Below are 21,474 nucleotides of genomic sequence, written 5' to 3' on the forward strand. Positions count from 1 at the left end.
GGTATTTCAAAATTTTTTAAGTCAAAAATGTTTGTGATTATAATATTTTTTTTCTTAAAAAATATTAATTATATTAATAATGCGACCTTATTTATGATATAATTTTTATAAATCATAAAGGCTTGTTTTAAAAGGTTGTCTATAGTGGTAAGAAATTTTTATAGAAATATCTTTTTAGGCATTTTGTTTTTAGCTTTTTATGCATTATATGATAAAAAGAAAGTATATTTAGCTTAAATACATGCCAAGATCTAGCTTGTGACTTAAATTTACAAGATTGTGTTTTTTCTTTTAATAAAAAAATATTGAAGTTTCAGCCTACCCAAAACCTATAAAAATTTTCAATAAAACTACTATAAAAATTAAAAATTCTCCTCATTATTCTAATTTAAAGATTAAAATTTATAGTTTAAATTCCTAATATAGGCGATATCATTCCTAAAAAATTTATATAGTTAATGGTGATATTCTTATAAATTTTATAGATAGAAGTATTACCAATGATTCTAGATTTAGGGTTGAATTTTTATCCAGCTGGTTTTTTCTTTGATTGTGATGTTACTATGCAAAAAATTTTCAAACAGGTAATACACATTGAAAGATTTTAAAAAATTTATATTCAAATAAAAATATTTTTTGATATAATGAACAAATATTTAATATTATAAAAATAAGGATGCAAATATGAAAAAAATTCTTCTCTTAGGCGCTCTTTTTGCTGTAAATCTTTGGGCTGTTAATGATATAGAGGTAAAAAATGCTTTTGTAAAACAAACTCCACCTCATGCGAAAAATAGTGCTATTTTTCTTACCATTTTTAATAATACTGATAAAGATATTGCTTTAATAGGCGTCAAAAGCGATATCAGTGAAGCAAGTGAACTGCATACACATATACACAAAGATGGAAAAATGATGATGCAAAAAATTCCTGAAATTATTATAAAAGCTCATTCAAGCACAGAGCTTAAATCAGGAGGTTACCATATAATGCTTTTAAAACTAAAAAAACCTATTATTAAAGATATGAAGGTAAATTTAGATTTAAAATTTAATAATCACAAAACCATAGAGTTAAAAAATATTGATTCTAAAGAATTCTAATTAATGAGAAAAATTATTTTTATCCTAGCTTTTGCTTTTGTTATTGCTACTTTATATATTATTTTTGATTTTTATATAATAAAAGATTCTCAAAAAATAACAAAAGCTGATTTTTCCACCCCATTGACTTGCGATCTTAATGTTAAAGACTGCACATATAGTTTTAATAATAAAGAAGTCTTAATTTCCCTAAATCCTAAACCCTTACAATCTTTAGATGTTACAAATCTAAAGATTGTAAATCTAGGAAATTATAACAACTTAGGAATTAAAATTTATGGATTAAATATGTATATGGGTGAAATTAAGCCTAAAATACATCGATTAAATTCAACAGACTATGAAAGCAAAATAGTTCTTGCTACTTGTGTTTTAGATACTATGCGTTTTAGGGTAGAATTTATGGATAATAATAAACCCATAGGGTTTTATTTTGATTTTGAGCTAAAAAAATGAAAAAAAATATTATTTTATTTATAGTTATAGTTGCCATTATTTTAGGTGTAATATTTTTTATTAAAAATCATCAAAATTCTTATGATTTTATCTTGAAATCAGATTTAAAAGAGGAAGCCACCCTAAAAGATTTTAAAGGAGATAAGCTTATTATCTATTTTGGATACACTTATTGCCCTGATGTTTGTCCGGCAACTCTTAGTTTAGTAGGCAAAGCCTTAAAGCAAATCAATAATCCTAAGGCTCACCTTCTTTTTATTTCTTTAGATCTAAATAGAGATAATAACTTAAGTAATACAAACGAATGGTTACGATACTTTTACCCAAAAGCAGATGCTTTAATTGCAAAAGATGAAAAAACTCTTCAAAAAATAACAAAACAATATAATATTCAATATCAAAAAATAGATCTAAATGATTCTTTTATGGGTTATTCTATAGCACATAGCAATATGCTTTATCTTATTGATGAAAAAGGTCATTTTTATAAAGAAATTAGCGATTTAAATCCACAAGAAATTTTAAGAGAACTTAGAATTTTTCTAAATTCTCAATAATCATACTTAAGCAAAAAGATCAGTTGAGAGGTATCTTTCAGCCGTATCGTTTAGCATAGTTAAAATTCTTTTATCTGGAAATTTCTTTGCTAGCATACTTGCGGCAAATACATTTGCTCCACTTGATATACCTACCATTAAACCACTTTTGGCAAGTTCTTTGGCTGTATTTATAGCATCTTCATTACTTACCGTGATCACTTCATCTATAACTTCTTTATTTAAAATAGCAGGTATAAAATTCGCCCCTATTCCTTGTATTTTATGGCTTCCCGCTTCACCTTTGCTAAGCAATGGAGAATTTAGAGGCTCGACTCCAACAATATGCACTTTTTCTAATTTTTCTTTTAGTATTTCCCCAACTCCACTAATAGTACCGCCAGTTCCAAAACCAGCTACAAAAATATCAAGTTTATTATCCAAATCTCTTAAAATTTCTAAAGCCGTATTCTTACGATGCGCATTTTTATTTGAAATATTTTCAAATTGAGAAATCATAAAAGAATTTGGAGTATTTAACAATATTTCATTTGCTTTATCAACCGCTCCTTTCATTCCTAAATTTGCAGGAGTTAATTCTAACCTAGCGCCAAAGAGTGTTATCATTTTTCTTCTTTCTAAACTCATAGATTCAGGCATTACAGCAATAAATTTAAGTCCCAAATCTGCACAAATCATAGCCAAAGAAATTCCAGTATTCCCACTAGTTGCTTCAACTATTGTAGTATCTTGATTAATTTTTTTACTATCTAAAGCATCTTTAATCATTTCAAAAGCTGCTCTATCTTTTATAGAATGACTAGGATTTAAAAATTCGCATTTAGCAAAAACATTGATACCAAATTTTTTCAAATGTATAATGGGAGTATTTCCTATAAGCTCACTTACTTTTTCATGTACTTTCATAATTTTAATATCCTTTTTTATTTAATAATGATAGTTTTATAAAAGTTTAAAAAAATAAAGTAAATAAAAGATGCAAAATATCCGAATCAATCAAGAAAGAAGGCTAGAATTTATCTAGCCGAAGTTTTATTTTTTCTTTTTGTTGCTTGCTTTTGCAACAGCTTCTTTAAGGTTTTTACCTACCTTAAATTTTGCAACTCTTGTAGCAGGAACTTTAATTGTTTTTCCTGTGCTTGGTACTCTAGCTTCTCTAGCAGCTCTTTCTTGAGTTGAAAAAGTACCAAAACCAATAAAACTGATGCTATCACCTTTAGCTAAAACATCAGTAATAGTAGAAATAACTGCATCAGTAGCAGTAGTAGCGTCTTTTTTTGTTAGCCCAGCTGTTTGAGCAACTAATGAAATGAAATCTGCTTTAGTCATAAAAGCTCCTTTGTTTTAATTGAAACGCCTAATTTTAGCATATTTAAAAAACAATATCAAGTAAAAAACAGCTTTTTTTAAGTTTTTTTCAAAAAACTTTATTATTTTTTCTTATATCTTTCAAATTCTCCGCTATTATCAATTTCATTACCAATTTTCTCGTATAAATCATAATAAAATTTAACAAATTCTTTACACTTAGGCATAATAGGAAGAAAAATATCATCTTCAATTTCACAAAATCTACTTAAAAACTCTTTTGCATCAAGTCTTAAAGCATAGTGTTTTGCCAATTCATGATAATTTTTTAAAGTTAGTTCTTTAAATTTTTCATAATGCCCTAAATCAAAATTTATCTTCAAATTATTATTTTCAAAAATCAATACTTCACTTTCAAAAAGCAAACTAAGATGAATAAGTCCTTCTGTATAATAAGGTCTAACTTCATCAACCCTTTGCCAAGAAATAAGTCCAATAGCCCTTTTTATAAGTTCATGAAAAACAGGCATTATCAAGTCATCTTGTTCGTGATAAAAGAAATTTATAAGTCCACCTGTAGTAGCTTTATATTCTTCTATATTTTTAAAAAAACCACTCTGATTCATTGTTTTTTCAGTATCATTAGCAATAAAAAATATATGACCAAATTCATGGCCTATAGTTGATACTTCATAAACCCTTTTCCAAATTTTTTCCTGATAAAATAAAATATTTCTTCCAAAATCCAAAAATTCTTTATCAAAAATCTCGCTAGAAATTTTCATAAAAGGCTTTGTTTTAGCATTTTCATATACAAAATTTATAAAGGCAAATATTTTTTTGCCCGCCTTAGAACTTACAAACTCATCATTTGGAACGACTTGAGCTGAGAATAAACCTTTAAGTTCAGCACCATAAAATATCATCGGAGTGCAAATATAAAGTTGAGTTTTTTCTATATTAGATAAAACTTCTTTTTCTAATTCACAATCTTCAAGTCCTATATTTTTATAAACATGTTCAAAACTTTCCTTAATTTCACTACCAAATTTCAAAACATCAAAATCATTCTCATCTTCTATTCTTATATCCCATTCTAATGCCACCGCATGAGTGTAATTATCTTCATAATATTCTAAAGGATGTCCCACTTGTAAAGGTGATTTTACTTTCATCCAAGCAAATTCAGCTTCTTGCCAAGCTTTTATAACCCTATCTTCATCTTTTTCGCAAAACGCCAATTTTAATTTTTCAAAATATTCTATATAAGCTTTTTCCTCTTCGTTGCTAGCAAATATTTTTAGTTGATCAATCATATTTTCAAAAGCAAATTCTAATTTTAAAATTTCATTCTCGAAAAATCTCGCATAAGGAACAAATTTCCATAAATTTCCTATTCTAACTAAAACACCATAGCTTCGCTCACAAATTTCTCCTTCTGAAGTTTTTTGATATAAACGATTTTTACGCAAAAATTCCATTGCATCATCTAAATTTGGAAATTGAGTAGATAAAATTTTATTATTTTTTTCTATAATTTCTTTAGTCCAAGAAATTTCAAAAATATTCATAATTAAACCTATATTATGCACTCCTTGTATTAAGGACTGATAAAAATTATTTAAAAGCTTTTTCTCTTTTATTTCATTAATTAAATTTTGATGTTCTTTTTCATAAAACTTTCTAATCTCTTCATAGAACTTATGTTTTAACTCTATAATCTTATCTTCCTTAAAGTTGTTTTTTTTCCACTCTTGAACTAAATTTTCTTCCTTTAAATCAACCAAACGCCTAAGTATGGCTAGCATAGTTGTTTTATCTTGTTTTAATTCGCTTAAAGAAATCAAAGATCTAAAATACTCACCCACATCTTCTTTGTCTAAAAACTCATATAACGCATTATTTCTTTCTTTGTATTTTCTAACCAATTTAGCTATTTCTTTAAAATTATTCATACTTTTATTCTCCTTTTTAACTTTTTTAATTATAATTCATTTTTTAAAATAAGGAGTAAAAATGAGAGATATGGGAGAACCAAAATTAAAAATTGTAGCCATGCCAAGCGATACAAATCCAGCAGGAAATATTTTTGGCGGATGGATACTTTCACAAATCGATTTAGCAGGAGCTATCGCAGCAAGAGAACTTTCTCCTGAACGCGTTGTAACCATCTCTATGGATAAAGTAGTTTTTAAAGAACCTGTTTTTATAGGTGATATAATTTCTTGTTACTCTAAAGTTGTAAATGTGGGCAACACTTCAATCAGCGTTGAAGTAGAAGTCACAGCTCAAAGAGTGGATTCTCAAGGTTGTACTTCTTGCATTAATGTAACTTCGGCTTTAGTAACTTACGTAAGTGTTACAAGAGATGGAAAGAAAAAGCCTATTACTGAAGAACTTAAAAGAATTCATGGCTTTTTAAATGCTTAAAGCTTATTTTGTATGATAAAACTTTATCCTTTAAGCTTATCAGCATTTATTTAAACCGCCACTATTATATTTTTTATCTAGACATTCTTTGAAAAATTCCCCTCTGGTTTTTGGAATTTTTCCTGGATGTTTTTGTTTCATGTGTTCTAAATACTTATCATAACTAGAAAGTCCCACCAAGGGATGAAAAAACCTTTCGGCTTTTTCATAATAATACTTAAATTTTTTGAAATTCATCAATCTTAATATACTTAGTTTCTTTAAGAGGAATTTTAATTTTACCTAAGCAAATTCCTATACAAGAAATTATAACAAGCAAGGTAGCTATCATAAAGAACACACAAAGAATTGCATTAAGTAAATTTCCAACTTTACTTTGAGTGGCTATTGAAATTTCTTTTTTAATTGTAGAAATTTCTTTTTCATCTTTAGTGTTATTTAATTTAAATTCTAAATCTTTAATTTTTTGACTTTGTATGCTAACGGCGGCTACATGACTTACCGCATTTGCTACTTTATTGCCTTCTTCATAAGGCATAATTTTTTGAATTCCTCCATACAGAGTTGCCACTAAGACAAATACCGCAGGTACTAAAGTAACCCAAGTATATCTTGCCTTGCCCATTTTTACAAGTATAGTTGTAGCAAGAAGCAAAGCCATACCCGCAAGCATTTGATTACTCACGCCAAAAAGAGGCCAAAGCGTATAAATTCCTCCCTTAGGATCAATGGCACCTTGATAAAGAAAATATCCCCAACCTGCAACACTTAAAGCCGTAGCCAAAAGTCCAGCTGGATAATTATGAATATCTCCTAAAGGTTTATAAACATTACCCAATATATCTTGCACCATAAAACGACAAGCCCTTGTCCCAGCATCCACCGCTGTTAAAATAAATAAAGCTTCAAACAATATAGCAAAATGATACCAAAAAGCCATCAAATCCACGCCGCCAAAAAGTTCATGCAAGATCAAAGCTACACCTATAGCAAAAGTTGGAGCTCCACCTGTTCTTGAAAGTATAGTATGCTCTCCTATATTTGTAGTCAAAGTAGTAATTTCTTCAGGAGTAATGCTAAATCCCCAACTTGAAATGGTTTGTGCTACACTTACAACATCTGTTCCTATCAAAGCAGAGCTTGAATTTATAGCAAAATAAAGACCTGGATGTAAAATACAAGCACAAATTAAAGCCATAATCGCCACAGCACTTTCAGCAAGCATAGAGCCATATCCAACAGCTAAGGCATGAGTTTCGTTTTCAAGCATTTTAGGAGTAGTTCCACTAGAAATCAAAGCATGAAAACCACTGATCGCACCACAAGCAATGGTAATAAATAAAAATGGAAATACTCCACCTGCAAATACTGGACCTGTTCCATCAAAATACTGAGTATTTGCTTTTGGCATTTGCAAATCAGGAGCAACCAAAACAATAGCTACAGCCATTACCACAATAACACCGATTTTCAAAAAAGTTGAAAGATAATCTCTTGGAGCAAGTAAAAACCACACAGGTAAAACAGAAGCAATAAAACCATAAGCCATCATAACAATTGCCAAAGTTGGAGCTTCTAAAGTAAATATTTTAGCCCAATAAGGATCAGCAGCTATAACGCTACCATAATGAATAGCCAAAATTAAAAGCACAAAACCTATTATAGAAGCCTCCCCTACTCTACCTGGACGGATAAAACGCATATAAATTCCCATAAATATTGCTATAGGAATAGTCATTGCGATAGTAAATAAACCCCATGGAGATTCTGCTAAAGCTTTTACAACCACCATAGCTAAAATGGCAATAATAATAAGCATAATGCCAAAAATCGCCACCATAGCAACTCCACCTGTAAATTTACCCATCTCATCCTTAATCATCTCGCCAAGACTTCTACCTTTTCTACGAGTAGATATAAAAAGAACAACAAAATCATGCACAGCACCCGCTAAAACTCCTCCTACTAAAATCCAAAGCATAGAAGGCAAATATCCCATTTGAGCAGCCAAGATAGGTCCTACTAATGGACCTGCTCCTGCAATAGCAGCAAAATGATGTCCAAATAATACAGCCTTATTTGTAGGCACAAAATCACGCCCATCATTTTCTACAAGTGCTGGTGTTGCGCGATTTTTATCAAGTTCTAAAACCTTATAAGCTACAAAATGCCCATAAAATCTATATCCTATCATATAAATACATATAGCAGCAACCACCAAATAAATCGCTGATACACTTTCGCCATTTTGTAAAGCTAAATAACCAAAACAAATAGCGCCTAAAGTTGCAACAAGCAACCATAAAATTTTAGCACTTAACTGAGTCATAATTTCTCCTAAGAAAATAAAATATTTTCAAAGAATAACAGATTTATAGATTAAATTGTATAGAAAGATGTTTAGTTTTTTCACATTTTTAAAAAATATATGTTTTTTGTTTCTTTAAGTAGCATAAAAATGAAAAGCTTAAAAACAATCTTTAAGCTTTTTTAATCTAAATAAAGAGAGAATTTACACTTTCGTTATGATAAACACGACGTATTACTTCAGCAAAAACAGATGTAACACTTAATACTTTAATATTTGGTAATTGCTCTTTTAAAGGTATGGTATCTGTTACTACAAGCTCATCTAAAGCTCCACTTGCTATTCTCTCATAGGCTTTTCCACTTAAAACTGCATGAGTACAGCAAGCCATAACAGATTTTGCACCTTTTTCTTTTAAAGCTTCTGCAGCTTTAACTATAGTGCCAGCAGTATCAATAATATCATCTACTAGGATAACTTCTTTATCTTTTACATCTCCAATGATGTTCATTACTTCACTTTCATTGGCTTTTTCGCGACGCTTATCAACTATAACTATATCAAGTCCTAAATGCTTTGCAACACTCCTAGCTCTTGCAACACCGCCTATATCTGGACTTCCTATAATAGCATTTTTAAAATGTTTGGCTTTAATATAATCATTAAAAACTATACTTCCATAAAGATTATCTACTGGAATATCAAAAAAACCCTGAATTTGCCCTGCATGCAAATCTATCGTAGCTACGCGATCAATCCCAGCTGCCTGAATCAAATTAGCCACAAGTTTAGCAGTAATTGGCACCCTAGGATTTGCTTTTCTATCTTGTCTCGCATAGCCAAAATATGGGATAATAGCCGTAATCGAATTTGCACTTGAGCGACGCAAAGCATCTGTAAGAATTAAAAGTTCCATTAAATTATCGTTTGTAGGAGCGCAAGTACTTTGAATAATAAAAACATCCTTTCCGCGTACGCTCTCATCAATTTGAACACTAATCTCTCCATCACTAAATCGTTTTACTCCAGCATCACTTAAAGGCAGGGAAAGATATTTAGAAACTTGTCTTGCAAATTCCACATTAGCTGAGCCTGAAAAAATTTTATAACCTCGCATAAAAAACCTTAATCAATAAAATTATGAATTAATACAAAAGATTTTAATAAAAAAAATGTTAAAAACTGCTGTAAATTTAAAAAGCTTATATAAAAATATAAGCTTTTTTAAGAAATGTAAGCTGTCTTTTTAGCATAATATCTTACTAACATAGAAAGTGAAAAACATATTATAAAATAAATTCCCGCAACAACACCTATCATCGCTAAAATTTCTTCAAAACTTCTTAGTTTTGCCAATATAGTTTTTGAATTATAAGTAAGTTCAGCTATACCTAAACCCGCTAAATAAGCTGTATCCTTTACAGTGGTTACAATTTGAGATAATAAAGCAGGTATTATTTTTCTAAAAGTTTGTGGTAAAATAATATAAAAAAGAGTAAAAAATTTACCAAAACCTTGAGAATAAGCTGCTTCAAACTGACCTTTTGGTATAGAATTTAATCCACCTCTAATAATTTCAGCCATAACCGAACTCGTATAAAGTGAAAATCCTATAGTACCCCAAAAAGCTTGAGGAAATTGTCCAAAAAATACAGGTAGAACAAAACAAGCTGCAAGCATCCATAATAATAAAGGAGTATTTCTGAAAATATCTATATAGCAAGCTGCTAAAAATTTACTTAATCTATCCCCATAATTTTTAGTTATAGCTAAAAAAGTTCCAAAAATAATCGAAATAATACAAGTTGCTAAGGCTATTTTTAATGTCAGAAATAAACCTTGCATTAAAAATTCAATATTTTGTGCATTAAAAACATTTTCCATTAACAACCCTTTATCTCGTTAAATGTGCTTTTTTTAATTTATTTTCATAAGCTTTTGCAAAATAAGCCAAAGGATAACAAATTATAAAATATAAAACCGCTGCAAATATATAAGCTGGCGCATAATTTCCATAATCAGCTGCATAGCTATCAGCAGAATGCATTAACTCAGCTCCACCTACAATAAGCAATACAGAGGTATTTTTGATTAAATTTACCATTTGATTGGTCATCGGTGGTAAAATAATTCTAATGGTTTGAGGTACTATAATATAACGCATTTGTTGAATATAAGTAAACCCTTGAGACGCAGAAGCTTCAAACTGACCTCTTGGTACAGCCAAAATTCCACTTCTAACCACCTCGCTTACATAAGCTCCGTGATAAGCCCCAACACCCAATACACCAATAGTAAATATATCAAGCCTTATACCTAAAACAGGCAAGGCATAAAACAAAAAGAAAATTTGTATTACCAAAGGAACATTTTGAAAAAGCTCTACGTAAATTCTAGTGTAGGCTCTGATAATTTTAAATCTACTTGTAGCCATAACTCCGCCTATAGTTCCAAAAATTGTAGCTATAAGCAAAGCAAGAATGCTTACTTCTAAAGTATAAATAAAACCATTAATAAAAGCATCTTTATTATCCAAAGCATCTAAAAATTTCCATACCGCAAAAGGGCTTATACTATTTTCATCATATAAACCCCAAGAAGTAAGAATTTGTCTTAAATGTTCAACAAAACCTACACTTTCATTCATATTATAAACCCCATTTTTTCGCTAAAGCATCAATTTCACTTTTATGTTCTTTTACAAAATCATCAACATATTTTGCAAAAGCTGGATCATCTTTTTTGGTTACAATACCATAACTTTGTGGTTCAAAACTATCTGGTAAAATTTCACTTTTATCATCCACATAACCTAACAATATTGATTTGTCTACAGAAAACGCATCAACTCTTTTAGCATCTAAAGCAGCTTTTATACTTGGATAATCAGGAAATTCACTAAATTTAACATCGACACCAATTTTTTTAGCAGCTTCACTTATAGCTTTTTTTGTAGTTGCAGCTTGAGCTACTCCAATATTTGCACCTTTCATATCAGCTAAAGATTTATATTTTTTTTCTTTTAAAACTAAAAGCCCTATAGCATCTTGATAATAAGGCTCTGAGAAATTATAAATTCTTTTTCTCTCTGGAGTAATAGTAAAAGTTGCTATCACTGCATCTACACTACCATTATCAAGCAAAGGGCCTCTTGTTTTAGCATTAACTGCGACTAGTTTTATTTTTTTATCATCACCTAATATACTTTTAGCTAGCAATTTGGCAACATCTACTTCAAAACCTTTAATTTCACCTGTTGCTTGATCAAGTAAAGCATAATGTGGAACATCATTTTTAACACCAACTATTAATTGTCCTTTAGATTTAATAGACTCAAGTTTACCTTCTGCTGCATTAGCATTACTGAATGCAACACAAGCACCTAGAGCAAAAACTGCCAACTTTAATAAAGATTTTCTAAAAACCATTTTTTCTCCTTTCAATTTTGGTTAATTTTTAAGAATTTTCCCTAAAAAGAGTCGCGCTCTTTCGGTTTTTGGATTTGAGAAAAATTCACTAGGAATATTTTCTTCCACAATAGCGCCATCTTCCATAAAAATAATCCTATCTGCTACTTCTTTTGCAAAACCCATTTCGTGTGTAACAACCACCATAGTAGTATTGCTTTGGCGTGAAATTTCTTTCATTACATCTAAAACCTCTTGTATGGTTTCTGGATCAAGGGCTGAAGTAGGTTCATCAAATAAAATATAGGGTTTTTTAGTACAAAGTGATCTTGCTATAGCAACGCGTTGTTGTTGTCCGCCTGAAAGGGTTGCTGGATAAACATTTGCTTTATCCACTAAACCTACGACTTTTAAATACTTAAAAGCTGTTTCTTCAGCTTCTTTTTTAGATTTTTTTTGAAGTTTCATTGGAGCTAAGGTTAAATTTTGCAAAACCGTCATATGTGGATATAAATTAAAATGCTGAAAAACCATTGCACAATATTTTCGACAAATTTCAATTTTATTTTTATGATTTAAAACAAGATTGTTAACTACTACCTCGCCTGAACTAACTTCTTCAAGCCCATTCATGCAACGGATAGTTGTACTTTTTCCACTTCCACTTGGACCTATAATAACAAGCTTCTCACCTTCTTTAACAGAAAGATTGATATTCTTTAGAACATGATGAGTTCCGTAGTATTTATTTACATTTTTTAATTCAATCAAGTTTTTTCCTTTATTTCTAACTAAATATAAAATTAATTAAAATTATTTTATCATTAAATAAAGAAAACTACTTCAAAATGTAACTTATTTTTACCAATAAATTTCCAAAGTGTAACTTTTAGTAATTTTTAGAATTTATACTTTTTCATAGTAAACACCTCTTGGAGAGAAAATCTTTTTAAAATAAATAGTCTCTGGAATCAAATCAGCATTGCCAATATAAAGCCTTCCTTTGTCATTTAAAATTCTATGAAATCTCTCCATAAGTTTTAGTTTTGATTCATGATCAAAATAAATAATCATATTTCTAGAAGCTATAATATCAAATTTTCCCAATCTTGAAAATTTTTCTTCAAAAACATTGCAAAGTTCAAATTTACAGGTACAAAGCTCATTTTTATTAATAGTATAAAATTTATCTTCGCTTTCTAAAAAAAACCTTCTTTTTTCACTCTCACTCAATCGCTGTAAAGTTCTTCCTTGATATTTTCCAAGTTTTGCTTTTTCAATCACGCTTGAATTAATATCAATGCCTAAAACATACATATCTTTAATAAAATTCTGTGCAGCCAGTAACGCTAAAGAATATACTTCTTCTCCACTTGAACAAGGGGCACTTAGGATATTTACTCTCTTTTCTAAGCTTTTGGCATAATAAATTATTTCTTTCAATTGAGCCAATTCTCTTAAAAAATAAGTTTCACCTATGGTTACAAAATCTAAAGTTTCTTGTTTAAGTTGTCTATTACTTTTTAATTTTCCCAAAAATTCGGAAAAATTTTTAGTATTAGTTCCTTCAAGAAATTTATTCAACTTTAAAGCTAATATATTTTTTTTATCGGTTAAATCAATACCGCTCATTTCGTTGATAATTTTTATAAATTCATTAAGTTCTAATTCGCTAGGAGTTATTTTTTTTTCCATGTAATTTTCCTTTTATTAATCCTGATCAATAAAATTTATAATTTCTTTTTTAATTTCTTTTAAGCTCATAGGTTTTAAATGTGGATTCATATCTTTTGCTCTTTTTGGCATACCATAAACGACGCTATCTGCCTCATTCTCACATAAACATCTAACCCCTGTTTTATAAAGCTCAAATAAACCTTTTGCGCCATCATCTCCCATACCCGTTAAAATAATAGCAAGTATTTTATTTGTTTTTGCCAAAGAAACAGCGGAATGAAAAAGCAAATCTACACTTGGCTTAAAACTTGATACCACATCTTGCCAAGAGGCTACAATATTTAAATTTCCAGATAAAATAGTATTTTTAGGGCAAATATAAATTTTATTGCTTAATATCTCTTTATCGTTCAATAAGCACACTTCACTAAAAGCCTCCTTATTAAATTGCCTCACAAAAGATGGAATAAAACTAACACTCATGTGTTGAGCTATAACTACACAAGTATTTTTTATATCAATATCCTTTAAAAGAAATTTAAGCTGATTAGGACCACCTGTTGAAGATCCTATGAGTATGAGCTTCATTTTCTTCTCCCCTTAATTTATTGAAATTTTATTTTTCTTGTCGCAAATTCTAACATATATAAAGAAAAATAAAGCTTATTTTTAAAAAAAGAAAAGCTGTTTTTATGATTTAATATGATAAGATTAGATTTTTATCTTATTTTATATAGTAATTAGGAAACCAATGCTTAGGGAAAAAATTTATATTGCTAGTGATCATGCTGGTTTTGAATTAAAAGAAAAAATTTGCGTATTTTTAAAAGAAAAAAATATAATTTTTAACGATTTAGGAACAAACACTTGCGCAAGCTGTGATTATCCTGATTATGCACATTTACTTGCCGAAAAAATAGACAAACGAAGCTTTGGCATTCTTATTTGTGGAAGTGGAATTGGAATTTCTATTGCAGCAAATCGTCATAAAAACATTCGCTGCGCATTATGCCATGAAAGCTTAAGTGCGGAACTTGCAAGAAGACATAATGATGCCAATGTTTTGGCATTAGGTGGAAGATTAATCGGGATTGAATTAGCTACAGATATTATAGAAAAATTCATTCAAACTCCTTTTGAAGAAGGGAGACATATGCAAAGAATTCAAAAAATTGAGGTAAAAATATAATGTTTACAAACTGGCTTGTTTTAACTATATTAATTTGTGCAACTATCTATCTGATTGTAATGTTGTTTTACTATAAAACTCTACTTAATAAAGAAAAAACATCAAAAGATTTTATCAAAAACAATCTTGATGATACTGAGATTGTTATTAGAAAACTACAAATCCAACTTCAAAGAAGTCTTGGAAATATAGATATACTCACAGAAGAGCTTAATAAAATCAAAGCAGACCTTACATCTTTAAGAACTAGAAATTCTCAATATCGTTTAGAAAATGACAAACTAAGACAAAGAATTAAAGAATTAGAAGCAAAAATCGAGGCATTATTATGATAAAACTAACACAAGAAGAACAAAAATACCTGCTTGATAGCATTAGAATTATTGCTGATTTTCCAAAAAAAGGAATTATTTTTAGAGATATTACCACTCTACTAAATAACAAAGAGGCTTTAAATTTTCTACTTAAACATTTAAAAGAACGCTACAAAGATTACAATCTAGACTTCATAGCAGGAACAGAAAGCAGAGGATTTATCTTTGCATCTATGATTTGTGCAAAACTTAATCTTCCTTTTGTGCCTATTAGAAAACCTGGAAAACTCCCTTTTGAAACCTTTAGCTGCGAATATGATCTTGAATATGGCAGCGATAAAGTAGAACTTCATAAAGATGCATTTAAAAATATTCAAAATGCAAAGGTTTTACTTGTAGATGATTTAATAGCAACTGGCGGAACAGCTATAGCTTCGTATGAACTCATTCAAAAAGCTGGAGCAAAATGCGTTGAAGCTTGTTTTTTAATGAATCTTAAAGATTTAAATGGAGCAAATAAACTTGAAAAACTTACTTCAGTTTATAGTGTTTTAGAAATTTAAAACTATAGAAAGGCGCAAATGGAAGAATTTTTAAAAAATTTACTTTACCAATACAAAGATCTAGCATATATTATTATTTTTTTATGGTGTATTTTAGAAGGGGAGTTGGCTTTAATTTTGGCAGGTATTTTTGCCCATCAAGGACATGTAAATTTAGGCTTTGTTATATTTATAGCAGGACTTGGTGGTTTTGTAGGCGATCAAATTTATTTCTATATAGGAAGATATAATAAACGCTACATACAAAAAAAATTAAAAACCCAAAGGCGTAAATTTGCAGTAGCACACTTACTTTTACAACGTTTTGGTTGGCCTATTATTTTTATACAACGCTATATGTATGGCTTTAGAACCATTATACCTATGAGTATAGGAGTCACGCGTTATAGTGCAAAAAAATTTGCTATTATCAATCTTTTTAGTGCTTGGGTTTGGGCATCAATCACTATACTTTTAGCTTGGTATTTTGGAGAACAAATTTGGAAGATGGTGACTTGGGCTGAAGAACATTGGTATTATGCAGCCATTATTATTATAGCTTTTTTATCCCTTTTATTATTTGGTTTTAAACAAATGGAAAAAGCTATACTTAAAGATAAAAGGAAAAAATCATGAAATTTGAATTAAACGATAAAAAACTAGATGCTATAAAAGCAGACTTTGAACTTATTTTTATACAGGATAAAAATTTAAAAAATTTTAACAAAGAAAAAGATTTTTTTAAACTTAATAATTACAAAGGCGAAGGTGTATTACTAGACTTAAACAATAAAAAGCTTTATTTAGAGCTTAAAAGCCTTGCTTATGAGGATATAAGATTAAGTCTTTGCACAGCATATAAAACTCTTGAAAAGCTTAATATAAAAAGCGTAAAACTTCCTAGCATAATAGGAGATTGTGTAGTTAGAAGTTTTACATCTTTAGTTGAAGGCGTACTTTTTGGAGCTTATAAATTTGACAAATATAAAAGCGAGAAAAAAACAAGAACTTTAGAAAGATTTATTATTTCAAGTGAAGAATTAAATGGTAAGAAATTTAATAAAGATGAAGCTAAGATAGGTTTAGAGCGTGGAGAAATTTTAGCCAATGCTACAAATTTTACCAAAAATATAGTCAATGAAATTCCTGAAATTTACACCCCTTTAAAAATGGCAGAAGATGCGCAAAATTTAGCTAAAGAAAATAAAAACATTATTTGTAAAATTTATGATGAAAAATTTTTGGCCAAAGAAAAAATGAATGCTTTTTTGGCAGTCAATCGTGCCTCGGTACATCCACCACGCCTCATTCATCTAAGCTATAAAGCCAAAAATGCAAAAAAACGTGTTGTATTTGTTGGAAAAGGCTTAACTTACGATAGCGGTGGATTAAGCTTAAAACCAGCTGATTTTATGCTTACAATGAAAGCTGATAAAAGCGGTGCAGCAGCAGCAATGGGGATCATAAAAGCCGTAGCCGAGCTTGCTTTAGATTTAGAAGTGCATTGTATTTTAGGTGCAACTGAAAATATGATAGGCGGCAATGCTTATAAGCCTGATGATGTGTTAATCAGTCGCGAAGGCGTAAGTATAGAAGTAAGAAATACAGATGCAGAAGGACGCTTGGTTTTAGCTGATTGTCTTTCTTTTGCACAAGATTTAAAACCTGATTTACTTATCGATATGGCAACACTTACTGGAGCTTGTGTTGTAGGACTTGGAGAATTTACAAGTGCTATTATGGGAAACAATGAAGAATTGCAAAATGATTTTTATCTAAGCTCTAAAAAAAGTGGAGAATATACTACAATCTTACACTTTAACCCCCACTTAAGAGAACTTATAAAATCAAATATTGCCGATATTAGCAACACTGCCTCTAGTCGCTATGGAGGCGCAATTACCGCGGGGTTATTTTTAGATAAATTTATTCGTAAAGAATATAAAGACAAATGGTTACATCTTGACATAGCAGGACCTGCTTATACGGAAAAATCTTGGGGATATTCTAGTTTTGGTGCAGGTGGAGCTGGAGTTAGAATGTGTGTTAATTATCTAATTCAAATTTTAAGGAAAGCTAAATGAGTTTAAGCGTAGGTATAGTAGGACTTCCAAATGTTGGCAAATCAACGACTTTTAATGCTTTAACTAAAGCACAAAATGCCCAAAGTGCAAACTATCCTTTTTGTACCATAGAGCCTAACAAAGCCATGGTTGAAGTTCCTGACTTAAGACTTAATGAACTTGCTAAAATCGTAAAACCTGAAAGAATTATGCATTCTTTAATAGAATTTGTAGATATCGCTGGACTTGTTAAAGGTGCAAGTAAGGGTGAAGGCTTAGGAAATAAATTTCTTTCAAATATACGCGAAACTGAGATTATTTTACACATAGTGCGTTGTTTTGATGAAGAAAATATCACCCATGTTGAAGGTGGAGTTAATCCTTTGCGTGATGTAGAAATTATCAATACAGAGCTTATTTTAGCAGATATTGAACAACTTAGTAAAAAAATAGAAAAACTCACCAAAGAAACCAAAGCCAACCAAAAGGGTGCTAAAGAAAGCCTCGAACTTGCAAATTCTTTACTTGATCATTTAAACAAAGGCTTAGCTGCAAGTTCTTATCCTGAAAAAGAAAACGAAATTTATCAAGCCTTAAGCAAAGAATTAAGACTGCTTTCTGCTAAAGAAGTGATTTATGGTGCAAATGTTGATGAAAATGGTATTAGTGAAGATAATGATTATGTAAAAGCTTTAAAAGAATATGCTAAAAAAAATGATCATGAAGTTATCAAGCTTTGTGCAAAAATCGAAGAAGAATTAGTAGGATTAAGCGATGAAGAAAGCCATGAATTTTTAAGTTCTCTAGGAGTTAACGAAAGCGGTCTTGATCAAATCATACGCACTGCTTTTACTAAGCTTGGACTGATCAGTTATTTTACCGCTGGTGTAGTTGAAGTGCGTTCTTGGACAATCAAAAAAGGCTGGAAAGCACCAAAAGCAGCGAGCGTGATTCATAATGACTTTGAAAAAGGCTTTATAAAAGCTGAAGTTATTTCCTATGAAGACTATATCCAATACAAAGGCGAAAATGGCGCCAAAGAAGCAGGAAAGCTACGCCTTGAAGGAAAAGACTATATCGTTTTAGACGGCGATGTAATGCATTTTAGATTCAATGTTTAGGCAAAATAGCCTAAACAATATTTATAAATTTTGAATAAAACCTTCCAAAATTTGAATTTGCTTTTCTACGCTTGCAATAGAACTTGAGCCTTCACTTTGCTTAGAATTTAAAGAAAATTCAAAATTTAAAAGTTCCATAGCTTTTTCATCAAATACAGGATCTATTTTTGAAAGATCTTTAATTTCACTTATATCAATACCTTGTGCTTCAGCTTGTGCAACAACATTTCCCACTATAAAATGTGCTTTTCTAAAAGGAATATTTTTTTCACGCACCAAATAATCCGCCAAATCGGTAGCCAACAAATGACCTTTTTTACAAGCATTAAGCATATTTTCTTTATCAATTCGTATTTCTTTTAACATTGCATTTAAGATGATTAAACTATCTTTAGCGGTTTTTACACTATCAAAAAGCCCTTCTTTATCTTCTTGCATATCTTTATTGTAAGCTAAAGGTAGAGCTTTCATTATAGTTAAAAGAGAAATCAGATTTCCATAGACACGCCCTGTTTTTCCGCGTATAAGTTCACAAACATCGGGATTTTTTTTCTGAGGCATGATAGAACTTCCTGTTGAAAAACTATCACTTATGGATATAAAAGAAAATTCCGAACTTGAAAATAAAATCATTTCCTCGCAAAGTCTTGAAGTGTGTGTAAAAATAACTGCTATATCATAAAGTAAATCAAGAGCAAAATCTCTATCACTCACTCCATCCATAGCATTTGGCATAATATCTTTAAATCCTAAAATTTTAGCGTTCAACTCACGATTGGTGGCATAGCTTGTTCCTGCACACGCACAAGACCCAAGTGGCGAAAAATCAGCGAGTTCTAGACTATTTTGCAAACGCTTAATATCTCGCATTAGCATAAAAGCATAAGCTAAAATATAAAAAGAAAAACTCACAGGCTGAGCGTGTTGTAAATGTGTAAAACTTGGCATAATAGTTTTTTTATGCACTTTGGCATGTTCGAGCATGGTTTGAATCAATTCTTTTAAAAGCTTTATAAGTTCAATATGAGATTTTTTGACAAAAAGTTTAAAATCAGTAGCCACTTGATCATTTCTACTTCTTGCAGTATGAAGTCTTCCACCAATTTCACTACCTATAAGCTCGCTTAAACGCTTTTCTATAGCCATATGAATATCTTCATCTTTAATATCAAAAATAAATTTGCCTTGCTCTATTTCACTTCTAACCTGCTCTAAACCTTTTATAATAGCATCTAATTCTTCTTTTTTTAAAATACCACAACTTTCAAGCATTGTAGCGTGTGCTATAGAACCTTGTATATCTTCATTGAACAAAGTTTTATCTACATTTAAACTTGCATTAAATTCTTTTAAAAGCTCATCACTTGCACCACTAAAGCGTCCTGACCACATTTCATTTTTCATTTAAATGCCTTAAATTTTTGGTCCAAATTTGCTAAATTCAATGCCTTCTTTGACATCTTCATAACGTTTAAAATTTTGTATAAACATATGTGCTAATTTATCTCTTGTTGCAATATAATTATTTTTATCTGACCAAGTATTTATAGGATTTAAAAGCGTGCTTTCTACACCTTCTAAAGCTTTTGGAATAGCTAAATCAAACACTTCAAAATTTTCAAATTCGCATTTTGCAATACTTCCATCTAGAATAGCATTAATGCAAGCCCTAGTAGCCTTAATGCTCATTCTTTTACCCACACCGTAGCTTCCACCGCTCCAGCCTGTATTAACAAGATAAACATTAGCTTCATGCTTTTCAATCTTTTCACCAAGTAATCTCGCATAAACCGTTGGATGCAAAGGCATAAAAGGTTCTCCAAAACAAGCTGAAAAAGTTGCTTGAGGTTCTAAAATACCACGCTCAGTTCCAGCTACTTTTGCTGTATAACCACTTAAAAAATAATACATAGCCTGCTCTTTGCTTAGTTTACTTACTGGAGGTAAAATTCCAAAAGCATCTGCACTTAAAAATATAATATTTTTTGGATGCCCTGCTTTTAGACTAGGCTCATGATTTTCAATATGCTCTATAGGATAAGAAACTCTTGTATTTTCTGTTTTTGAAGCATCAGCATAATCAACACTCTTATCGGCTCTTAAAACTACATTTTCTAAAAGTGCATTTCTTTTAATGGCACCATAAATTTCAGGCTCATGTTCAGGATCGAGATTGATTGTTTTTGCGTAACAACCACCCTCAAAATTAAATACACCTTCATCATCCCAACCATGTTCGTCATCACCTATAAGTTTTCTTTTTGGATCGGTTGAGAGTGTAGTTTTTCCAGTGCCACTAAGTCCAAAGAAAAGTGCTACATCACCTTTTTCTCCGACATTTGCACTACAATGCATAGAAAGTTTATTTTCTAGTGGCAACCAATAATTCATCATAGAAAAAATACCTTTTTTCATTTCTCCGCCATACCAAGTTCCACCAATAACTGCTATATTTTCTTCAACATTAAAGATTACAAAAACCTCTGAATTTAAACCATCTTGTTTGTAATCTTCATTGATACATTTGCAAGCATTATAAACAATAAAATCTGCTTTAAAATTCTCAAGTTCTTCTTGACTTGGGCGAATAAACATATTTTTAACAAAATGCGCTTGCCATGCAATTTCAGTAACAAATCTTACTGCTTTGCGACTTTGCAAAGAAGCGCCACAAAAAGCATCTTGAACATAAATTTTCTTTCCACTTAATTCTTGTTTTGCTTTGGTCAAAAGCTTATCAAATAATTCTTTTGTAATGGGCTGATTTACCTTTCCCCAAGCAATATACTTACTAGATGGATCTTGTTTTACAAAATATTTATCTTTAGGACTTCTACCTGTAAAAATCCCTGTATCTACACAAAAAGTATCATTATCCGTACTTAAACCTTCATTATTTGCTTTTTCATGAGCATTTAATTCATCATAACTTAAATTATGAAAAATTTCTTTTATATTATCCAAACCTAAATTATCAAATTTTTTCATCTTTCCCTCA

The 21,474-nt window shown here is 30.3% G+C and carries 24 protein-coding genes and 1 pseudogene; 11 read left to right on the plus strand and 14 right to left on the minus strand.

The window, feature by feature from the left end; translation table 11 throughout:
• Positions 1–141 precede the first annotated feature (141 nt).
• The 4 genes and pseudogenes from AJ885_RS10090 to AJ885_RS02535 all read left to right on the plus strand — a co-directional run bounded on the left by AJ885_RS10090 (position 142) and on the right by AJ885_RS02535 (position 2,117).
• A pseudogene (locus AJ885_RS10090) lies at positions 142–598 on the plus strand (hypothetical protein).
• An 86-nt stretch (positions 599–684) separates the two neighbouring features.
• Positions 685–1,104, plus strand: coding sequence for a copper chaperone PCu(A)C (locus AJ885_RS02525; protein WP_053872822.1), 420 nt, complete (start codon positions 685–687; stop codon positions 1,102–1,104).
• 3 nt (positions 1,105–1,107) lie between these two features.
• Positions 1,108–1,560 (plus strand): hypothetical protein, encoded by a 453-nt coding sequence (locus AJ885_RS02530; RefSeq protein ID WP_053872823.1) that lies wholly within the window; start codon positions 1,108–1,110, stop codon positions 1,558–1,560.
• Positions 1,557–2,117, plus strand: a complete 561-nt coding sequence (locus AJ885_RS02535; protein WP_070210066.1) for an SCO family protein — start codon at positions 1,557–1,559, stop codon at positions 2,115–2,117. The genes AJ885_RS02530 and AJ885_RS02535 overlap by 4 nt, the downstream gene beginning before the upstream one ends.
• Positions 2,118–2,123: 6 nt before the next feature.
• Here AJ885_RS02535 and cysM read toward each other — a convergent pair whose 3' ends face one another.
• From cysM to ciaB, 3 genes are all read right to left on the minus strand, one after another.
• The gene (gene cysM / locus AJ885_RS02540) at positions 2,124–3,023 is read right to left on the minus strand and encodes a cysteine synthase B (RefSeq protein WP_070210065.1); all 900 of its coding nucleotides are present in this window, start codon (positions 3,021–3,023) and stop codon (positions 2,124–2,126) included.
• 126 nt (positions 3,024–3,149) lie between these two features.
• Entirely contained in the window at positions 3,150–3,446 is a 297-nt protein-coding gene (locus tag AJ885_RS02545) for an HU family DNA-binding protein (protein ID WP_002861608.1), read from the minus strand.
• Positions 3,447–3,547: 101 nt separating this feature from the next.
• Positions 3,548–5,380, minus strand: coding sequence for an invasion protein CiaB (gene ciaB, locus AJ885_RS02550; RefSeq protein ID WP_004305962.1), 1,833 nt, complete (start codon positions 5,378–5,380; stop codon positions 3,548–3,550).
• Between the two features lie 61 nt (positions 5,381–5,441).
• On the opposite strand from ciaB, the gene AJ885_RS02555 reads away from it, so the two are divergent.
• The gene (locus AJ885_RS02555) at positions 5,442–5,855 is read left to right on the plus strand and encodes an acyl-CoA thioesterase (RefSeq protein ID WP_052949397.1); all 414 of its coding nucleotides are present in this window, start codon (positions 5,442–5,444) and stop codon (positions 5,853–5,855) included.
• Positions 5,856–5,894: 39 nt separating this feature from the next.
• On the opposite strand, the gene kcuS is transcribed toward AJ885_RS02555, so the two are convergent.
• The 9 genes from kcuS to AJ885_RS02600 form a co-directional block, all read right to left on the minus strand.
• On the minus strand, positions 5,895–6,092 hold the full coding sequence (kcuS, locus tag AJ885_RS02560; RefSeq protein ID WP_002867452.1) for a KCU-star family selenoprotein: 198 nt from the start codon (positions 6,090–6,092) through the stop codon (positions 5,895–5,897).
• Positions 6,073–8,184 (minus strand): carbon starvation CstA family protein, encoded by a 2,112-nt coding sequence (locus tag AJ885_RS02565; protein WP_070210063.1) that lies wholly within the window; start codon positions 8,182–8,184, stop codon positions 6,073–6,075. The genes kcuS and AJ885_RS02565 overlap by 20 nt, the downstream gene beginning before the upstream one ends.
• Positions 8,185–8,350: 166 nt before the next feature.
• Positions 8,351–9,280 (minus strand): ribose-phosphate pyrophosphokinase, encoded by a 930-nt coding sequence (locus AJ885_RS02570; RefSeq protein ID WP_002861611.1) that lies wholly within the window; start codon positions 9,278–9,280, stop codon positions 8,351–8,353.
• A gap of 107 nt (positions 9,281–9,387) precedes the next feature.
• On the minus strand, positions 9,388–10,047 hold the full coding sequence (locus AJ885_RS02575; protein WP_053872756.1) for an amino acid ABC transporter permease: 660 nt from the start codon (positions 10,045–10,047) through the stop codon (positions 9,388–9,390).
• Positions 10,048–10,057: 10 nt separating this feature from the next.
• Complete coding sequence (locus tag AJ885_RS02580) at positions 10,058–10,810, minus strand: amino acid ABC transporter permease (RefSeq protein WP_002853332.1); 753 nt, start codon at positions 10,808–10,810, stop codon at positions 10,058–10,060.
• 1 nt (position 10,811) lies between these two features.
• Positions 10,812–11,591 (minus strand): bifunctional adhesin/ABC transporter aspartate/glutamate-binding protein PEB1a, encoded by a 780-nt coding sequence (gene peb1A, locus AJ885_RS02585; RefSeq protein ID WP_070280691.1) that lies wholly within the window; start codon positions 11,589–11,591, stop codon positions 10,812–10,814.
• Between the two features lie 21 nt (positions 11,592–11,612).
• Entirely contained in the window at positions 11,613–12,341 is a 729-nt protein-coding gene (locus AJ885_RS02590; protein WP_052858624.1) for an amino acid ABC transporter ATP-binding protein, read from the minus strand.
• A 135-nt stretch (positions 12,342–12,476) separates the two neighbouring features.
• Positions 12,477–13,265, minus strand: a complete 789-nt coding sequence (locus AJ885_RS02595) for a CheR family methyltransferase (protein ID WP_053872753.1) — start codon at positions 13,263–13,265, stop codon at positions 12,477–12,479.
• A gap of 15 nt (positions 13,266–13,280) precedes the next feature.
• Positions 13,281–13,835: a CheB methylesterase domain-containing protein gene (locus AJ885_RS02600; protein ID WP_053872752.1), complete on the minus strand. Its 555-nt coding sequence runs from the start codon at positions 13,833–13,835 to the stop codon at positions 13,281–13,283.
• 163 nt (positions 13,836–13,998) lie between these two features.
• Between AJ885_RS02600 and rpiB the strand changes: the two genes are divergently transcribed.
• From rpiB to ychF, 6 genes are read left to right on the plus strand one after another with little or no spacing between them, the layout of a single operon-like run.
• Positions 13,999–14,436, plus strand: a complete 438-nt coding sequence (rpiB, locus tag AJ885_RS02605) for a ribose 5-phosphate isomerase B (RefSeq protein WP_002861617.1) — start codon at positions 13,999–14,001, stop codon at positions 14,434–14,436.
• Positions 14,436–14,768, plus strand: a complete 333-nt coding sequence (locus tag AJ885_RS02610; protein WP_002853247.1) for a membrane protein — start codon at positions 14,436–14,438, stop codon at positions 14,766–14,768. The genes rpiB and AJ885_RS02610 overlap by 1 nt, the downstream gene beginning before the upstream one ends.
• Positions 14,765–15,313 (plus strand): adenine phosphoribosyltransferase, encoded by a 549-nt coding sequence (apt, locus tag AJ885_RS02615; RefSeq protein ID WP_044779227.1) that lies wholly within the window; start codon positions 14,765–14,767, stop codon positions 15,311–15,313. The genes AJ885_RS02610 and apt overlap by 4 nt, the downstream gene beginning before the upstream one ends.
• A gap of 18 nt (positions 15,314–15,331) precedes the next feature.
• Positions 15,332–15,928 (plus strand): DedA family protein, encoded by a 597-nt coding sequence (locus tag AJ885_RS02620; protein WP_002861619.1) that lies wholly within the window; start codon positions 15,332–15,334, stop codon positions 15,926–15,928.
• On the plus strand, positions 15,925–17,376 hold the full coding sequence (locus tag AJ885_RS02625; protein WP_053872308.1) for a leucyl aminopeptidase: 1,452 nt from the start codon (positions 15,925–15,927) through the stop codon (positions 17,374–17,376). Before AJ885_RS02620 ends, AJ885_RS02625 begins: the two co-directional genes overlap by 4 nt.
• Positions 17,373–18,476, plus strand: a complete 1,104-nt coding sequence (gene ychF / locus AJ885_RS02630) for a redox-regulated ATPase YchF (RefSeq protein WP_053872309.1) — start codon at positions 17,373–17,375, stop codon at positions 18,474–18,476. The genes AJ885_RS02625 and ychF overlap by 4 nt, the downstream gene beginning before the upstream one ends.
• Before the next feature lie 21 nt (positions 18,477–18,497).
• On the opposite strand, the gene argH is transcribed toward ychF, so the two are convergent.
• Positions 18,498–19,880, minus strand: coding sequence for an argininosuccinate lyase (gene argH / locus AJ885_RS02635; protein WP_053872310.1), 1,383 nt, complete (start codon positions 19,878–19,880; stop codon positions 18,498–18,500).
• A gap of 9 nt (positions 19,881–19,889) precedes the next feature.
• Positions 19,890–21,464, minus strand: a complete 1,575-nt coding sequence (gene pckA / locus AJ885_RS02640) for a phosphoenolpyruvate carboxykinase (ATP) (RefSeq protein ID WP_004305981.1) — start codon at positions 21,462–21,464, stop codon at positions 19,890–19,892.
• Positions 21,465–21,474 lie beyond the last annotated feature (10 nt).

Origin of the sequence: Campylobacter sp. BCW_6464, assembly GCF_001762775.1 — a bacterium.
In the GTDB taxonomy this organism is placed as follows: Bacteria; Campylobacterota; Campylobacteria; order Campylobacterales; family Campylobacteraceae; genus Campylobacter_D; species Campylobacter_D jejuni.

Excerpts from the sequence above, each read along its gene's own strand:
- AJ885_RS02525 (WP_053872822.1), top strand. The coding sequence starts at position 685 with ATGAAAAAAATTCTTCTCTTAGGCGCTCTTTTTGCTGTAAATCTTTGG.
- AJ885_RS02530 (WP_053872823.1), top strand. The coding sequence starts at position 1,108 with ATGAGAAAAATTATTTTTATCCTAGCTTTTGCTTTTGTTATTGCTACT.
- AJ885_RS02535 (WP_070210066.1), top strand. The coding sequence starts at position 1,557 with ATGAAAAAAAATATTATTTTATTTATAGTTATAGTTGCCATTATTTTA.
- cysM (WP_070210065.1), bottom strand. The coding sequence starts at position 3,023 with ATGAAAGTACATGAAAAAGTAAGTGAGCTTATAGGAAATACTCCCATT.
- AJ885_RS02545 (WP_002861608.1), bottom strand. The coding sequence starts at position 3,446 with ATGACTAAAGCAGATTTCATTTCATTAGTTGCTCAAACAGCTGGGCTA.
- ciaB (WP_004305962.1), bottom strand. The coding sequence starts at position 5,380 with ATGAATAATTTTAAAGAAATAGCTAAATTGGTTAGAAAATACAAAGAA.
- AJ885_RS02555 (WP_052949397.1), top strand. The coding sequence starts at position 5,442 with ATGAGAGATATGGGAGAACCAAAATTAAAAATTGTAGCCATGCCAAGC.
- kcuS (WP_002867452.1), bottom strand. The coding sequence starts at position 6,092 with ATGAATTTCAAAAAATTTAAGTATTATTATGAAAAAGCCGAAAGGTTT.
- AJ885_RS02565 (WP_070210063.1), bottom strand. The coding sequence starts at position 8,184 with ATGACTCAGTTAAGTGCTAAAATTTTATGGTTGCTTGTTGCAACTTTA.
- AJ885_RS02570 (WP_002861611.1), bottom strand. The coding sequence starts at position 9,280 with ATGCGAGGTTATAAAATTTTTTCAGGCTCAGCTAATGTGGAATTTGCA.
- AJ885_RS02575 (WP_053872756.1), bottom strand. The coding sequence starts at position 10,047 with ATGGAAAATGTTTTTAATGCACAAAATATTGAATTTTTAATGCAAGGT.
- AJ885_RS02580 (WP_002853332.1), bottom strand. The coding sequence starts at position 10,810 with ATGAATGAAAGTGTAGGTTTTGTTGAACATTTAAGACAAATTCTTACT.
- peb1A (WP_070280691.1), bottom strand. The coding sequence starts at position 11,591 with ATGGTTTTTAGAAAATCTTTATTAAAGTTGGCAGTTTTTGCTCTAGGT.
- AJ885_RS02595 (WP_053872753.1), bottom strand. The coding sequence starts at position 13,265 with ATGGAAAAAAAAATAACTCCTAGCGAATTAGAACTTAATGAATTTATA.
- AJ885_RS02600 (WP_053872752.1), bottom strand. The coding sequence starts at position 13,835 with ATGAAGCTCATACTCATAGGATCTTCAACAGGTGGTCCTAATCAGCTT.
- rpiB (WP_002861617.1), top strand. The coding sequence starts at position 13,999 with ATGCTTAGGGAAAAAATTTATATTGCTAGTGATCATGCTGGTTTTGAA.
- AJ885_RS02610 (WP_002853247.1), top strand. The coding sequence starts at position 14,436 with ATGTTTACAAACTGGCTTGTTTTAACTATATTAATTTGTGCAACTATC.
- apt (WP_044779227.1), top strand. The coding sequence starts at position 14,765 with ATGATAAAACTAACACAAGAAGAACAAAAATACCTGCTTGATAGCATT.
- AJ885_RS02620 (WP_002861619.1), top strand. The coding sequence starts at position 15,332 with ATGGAAGAATTTTTAAAAAATTTACTTTACCAATACAAAGATCTAGCA.
- AJ885_RS02625 (WP_053872308.1), top strand. The coding sequence starts at position 15,925 with ATGAAATTTGAATTAAACGATAAAAAACTAGATGCTATAAAAGCAGAC.
- ychF (WP_053872309.1), top strand. The coding sequence starts at position 17,373 with ATGAGTTTAAGCGTAGGTATAGTAGGACTTCCAAATGTTGGCAAATCA.
- argH (WP_053872310.1), bottom strand. The coding sequence starts at position 19,880 with ATGAAAAATGAAATGTGGTCAGGACGCTTTAGTGGTGCAAGTGATGAG.
- pckA (WP_004305981.1), bottom strand. The coding sequence starts at position 21,464 with ATGAAAAAATTTGATAATTTAGGTTTGGATAATATAAAAGAAATTTTT.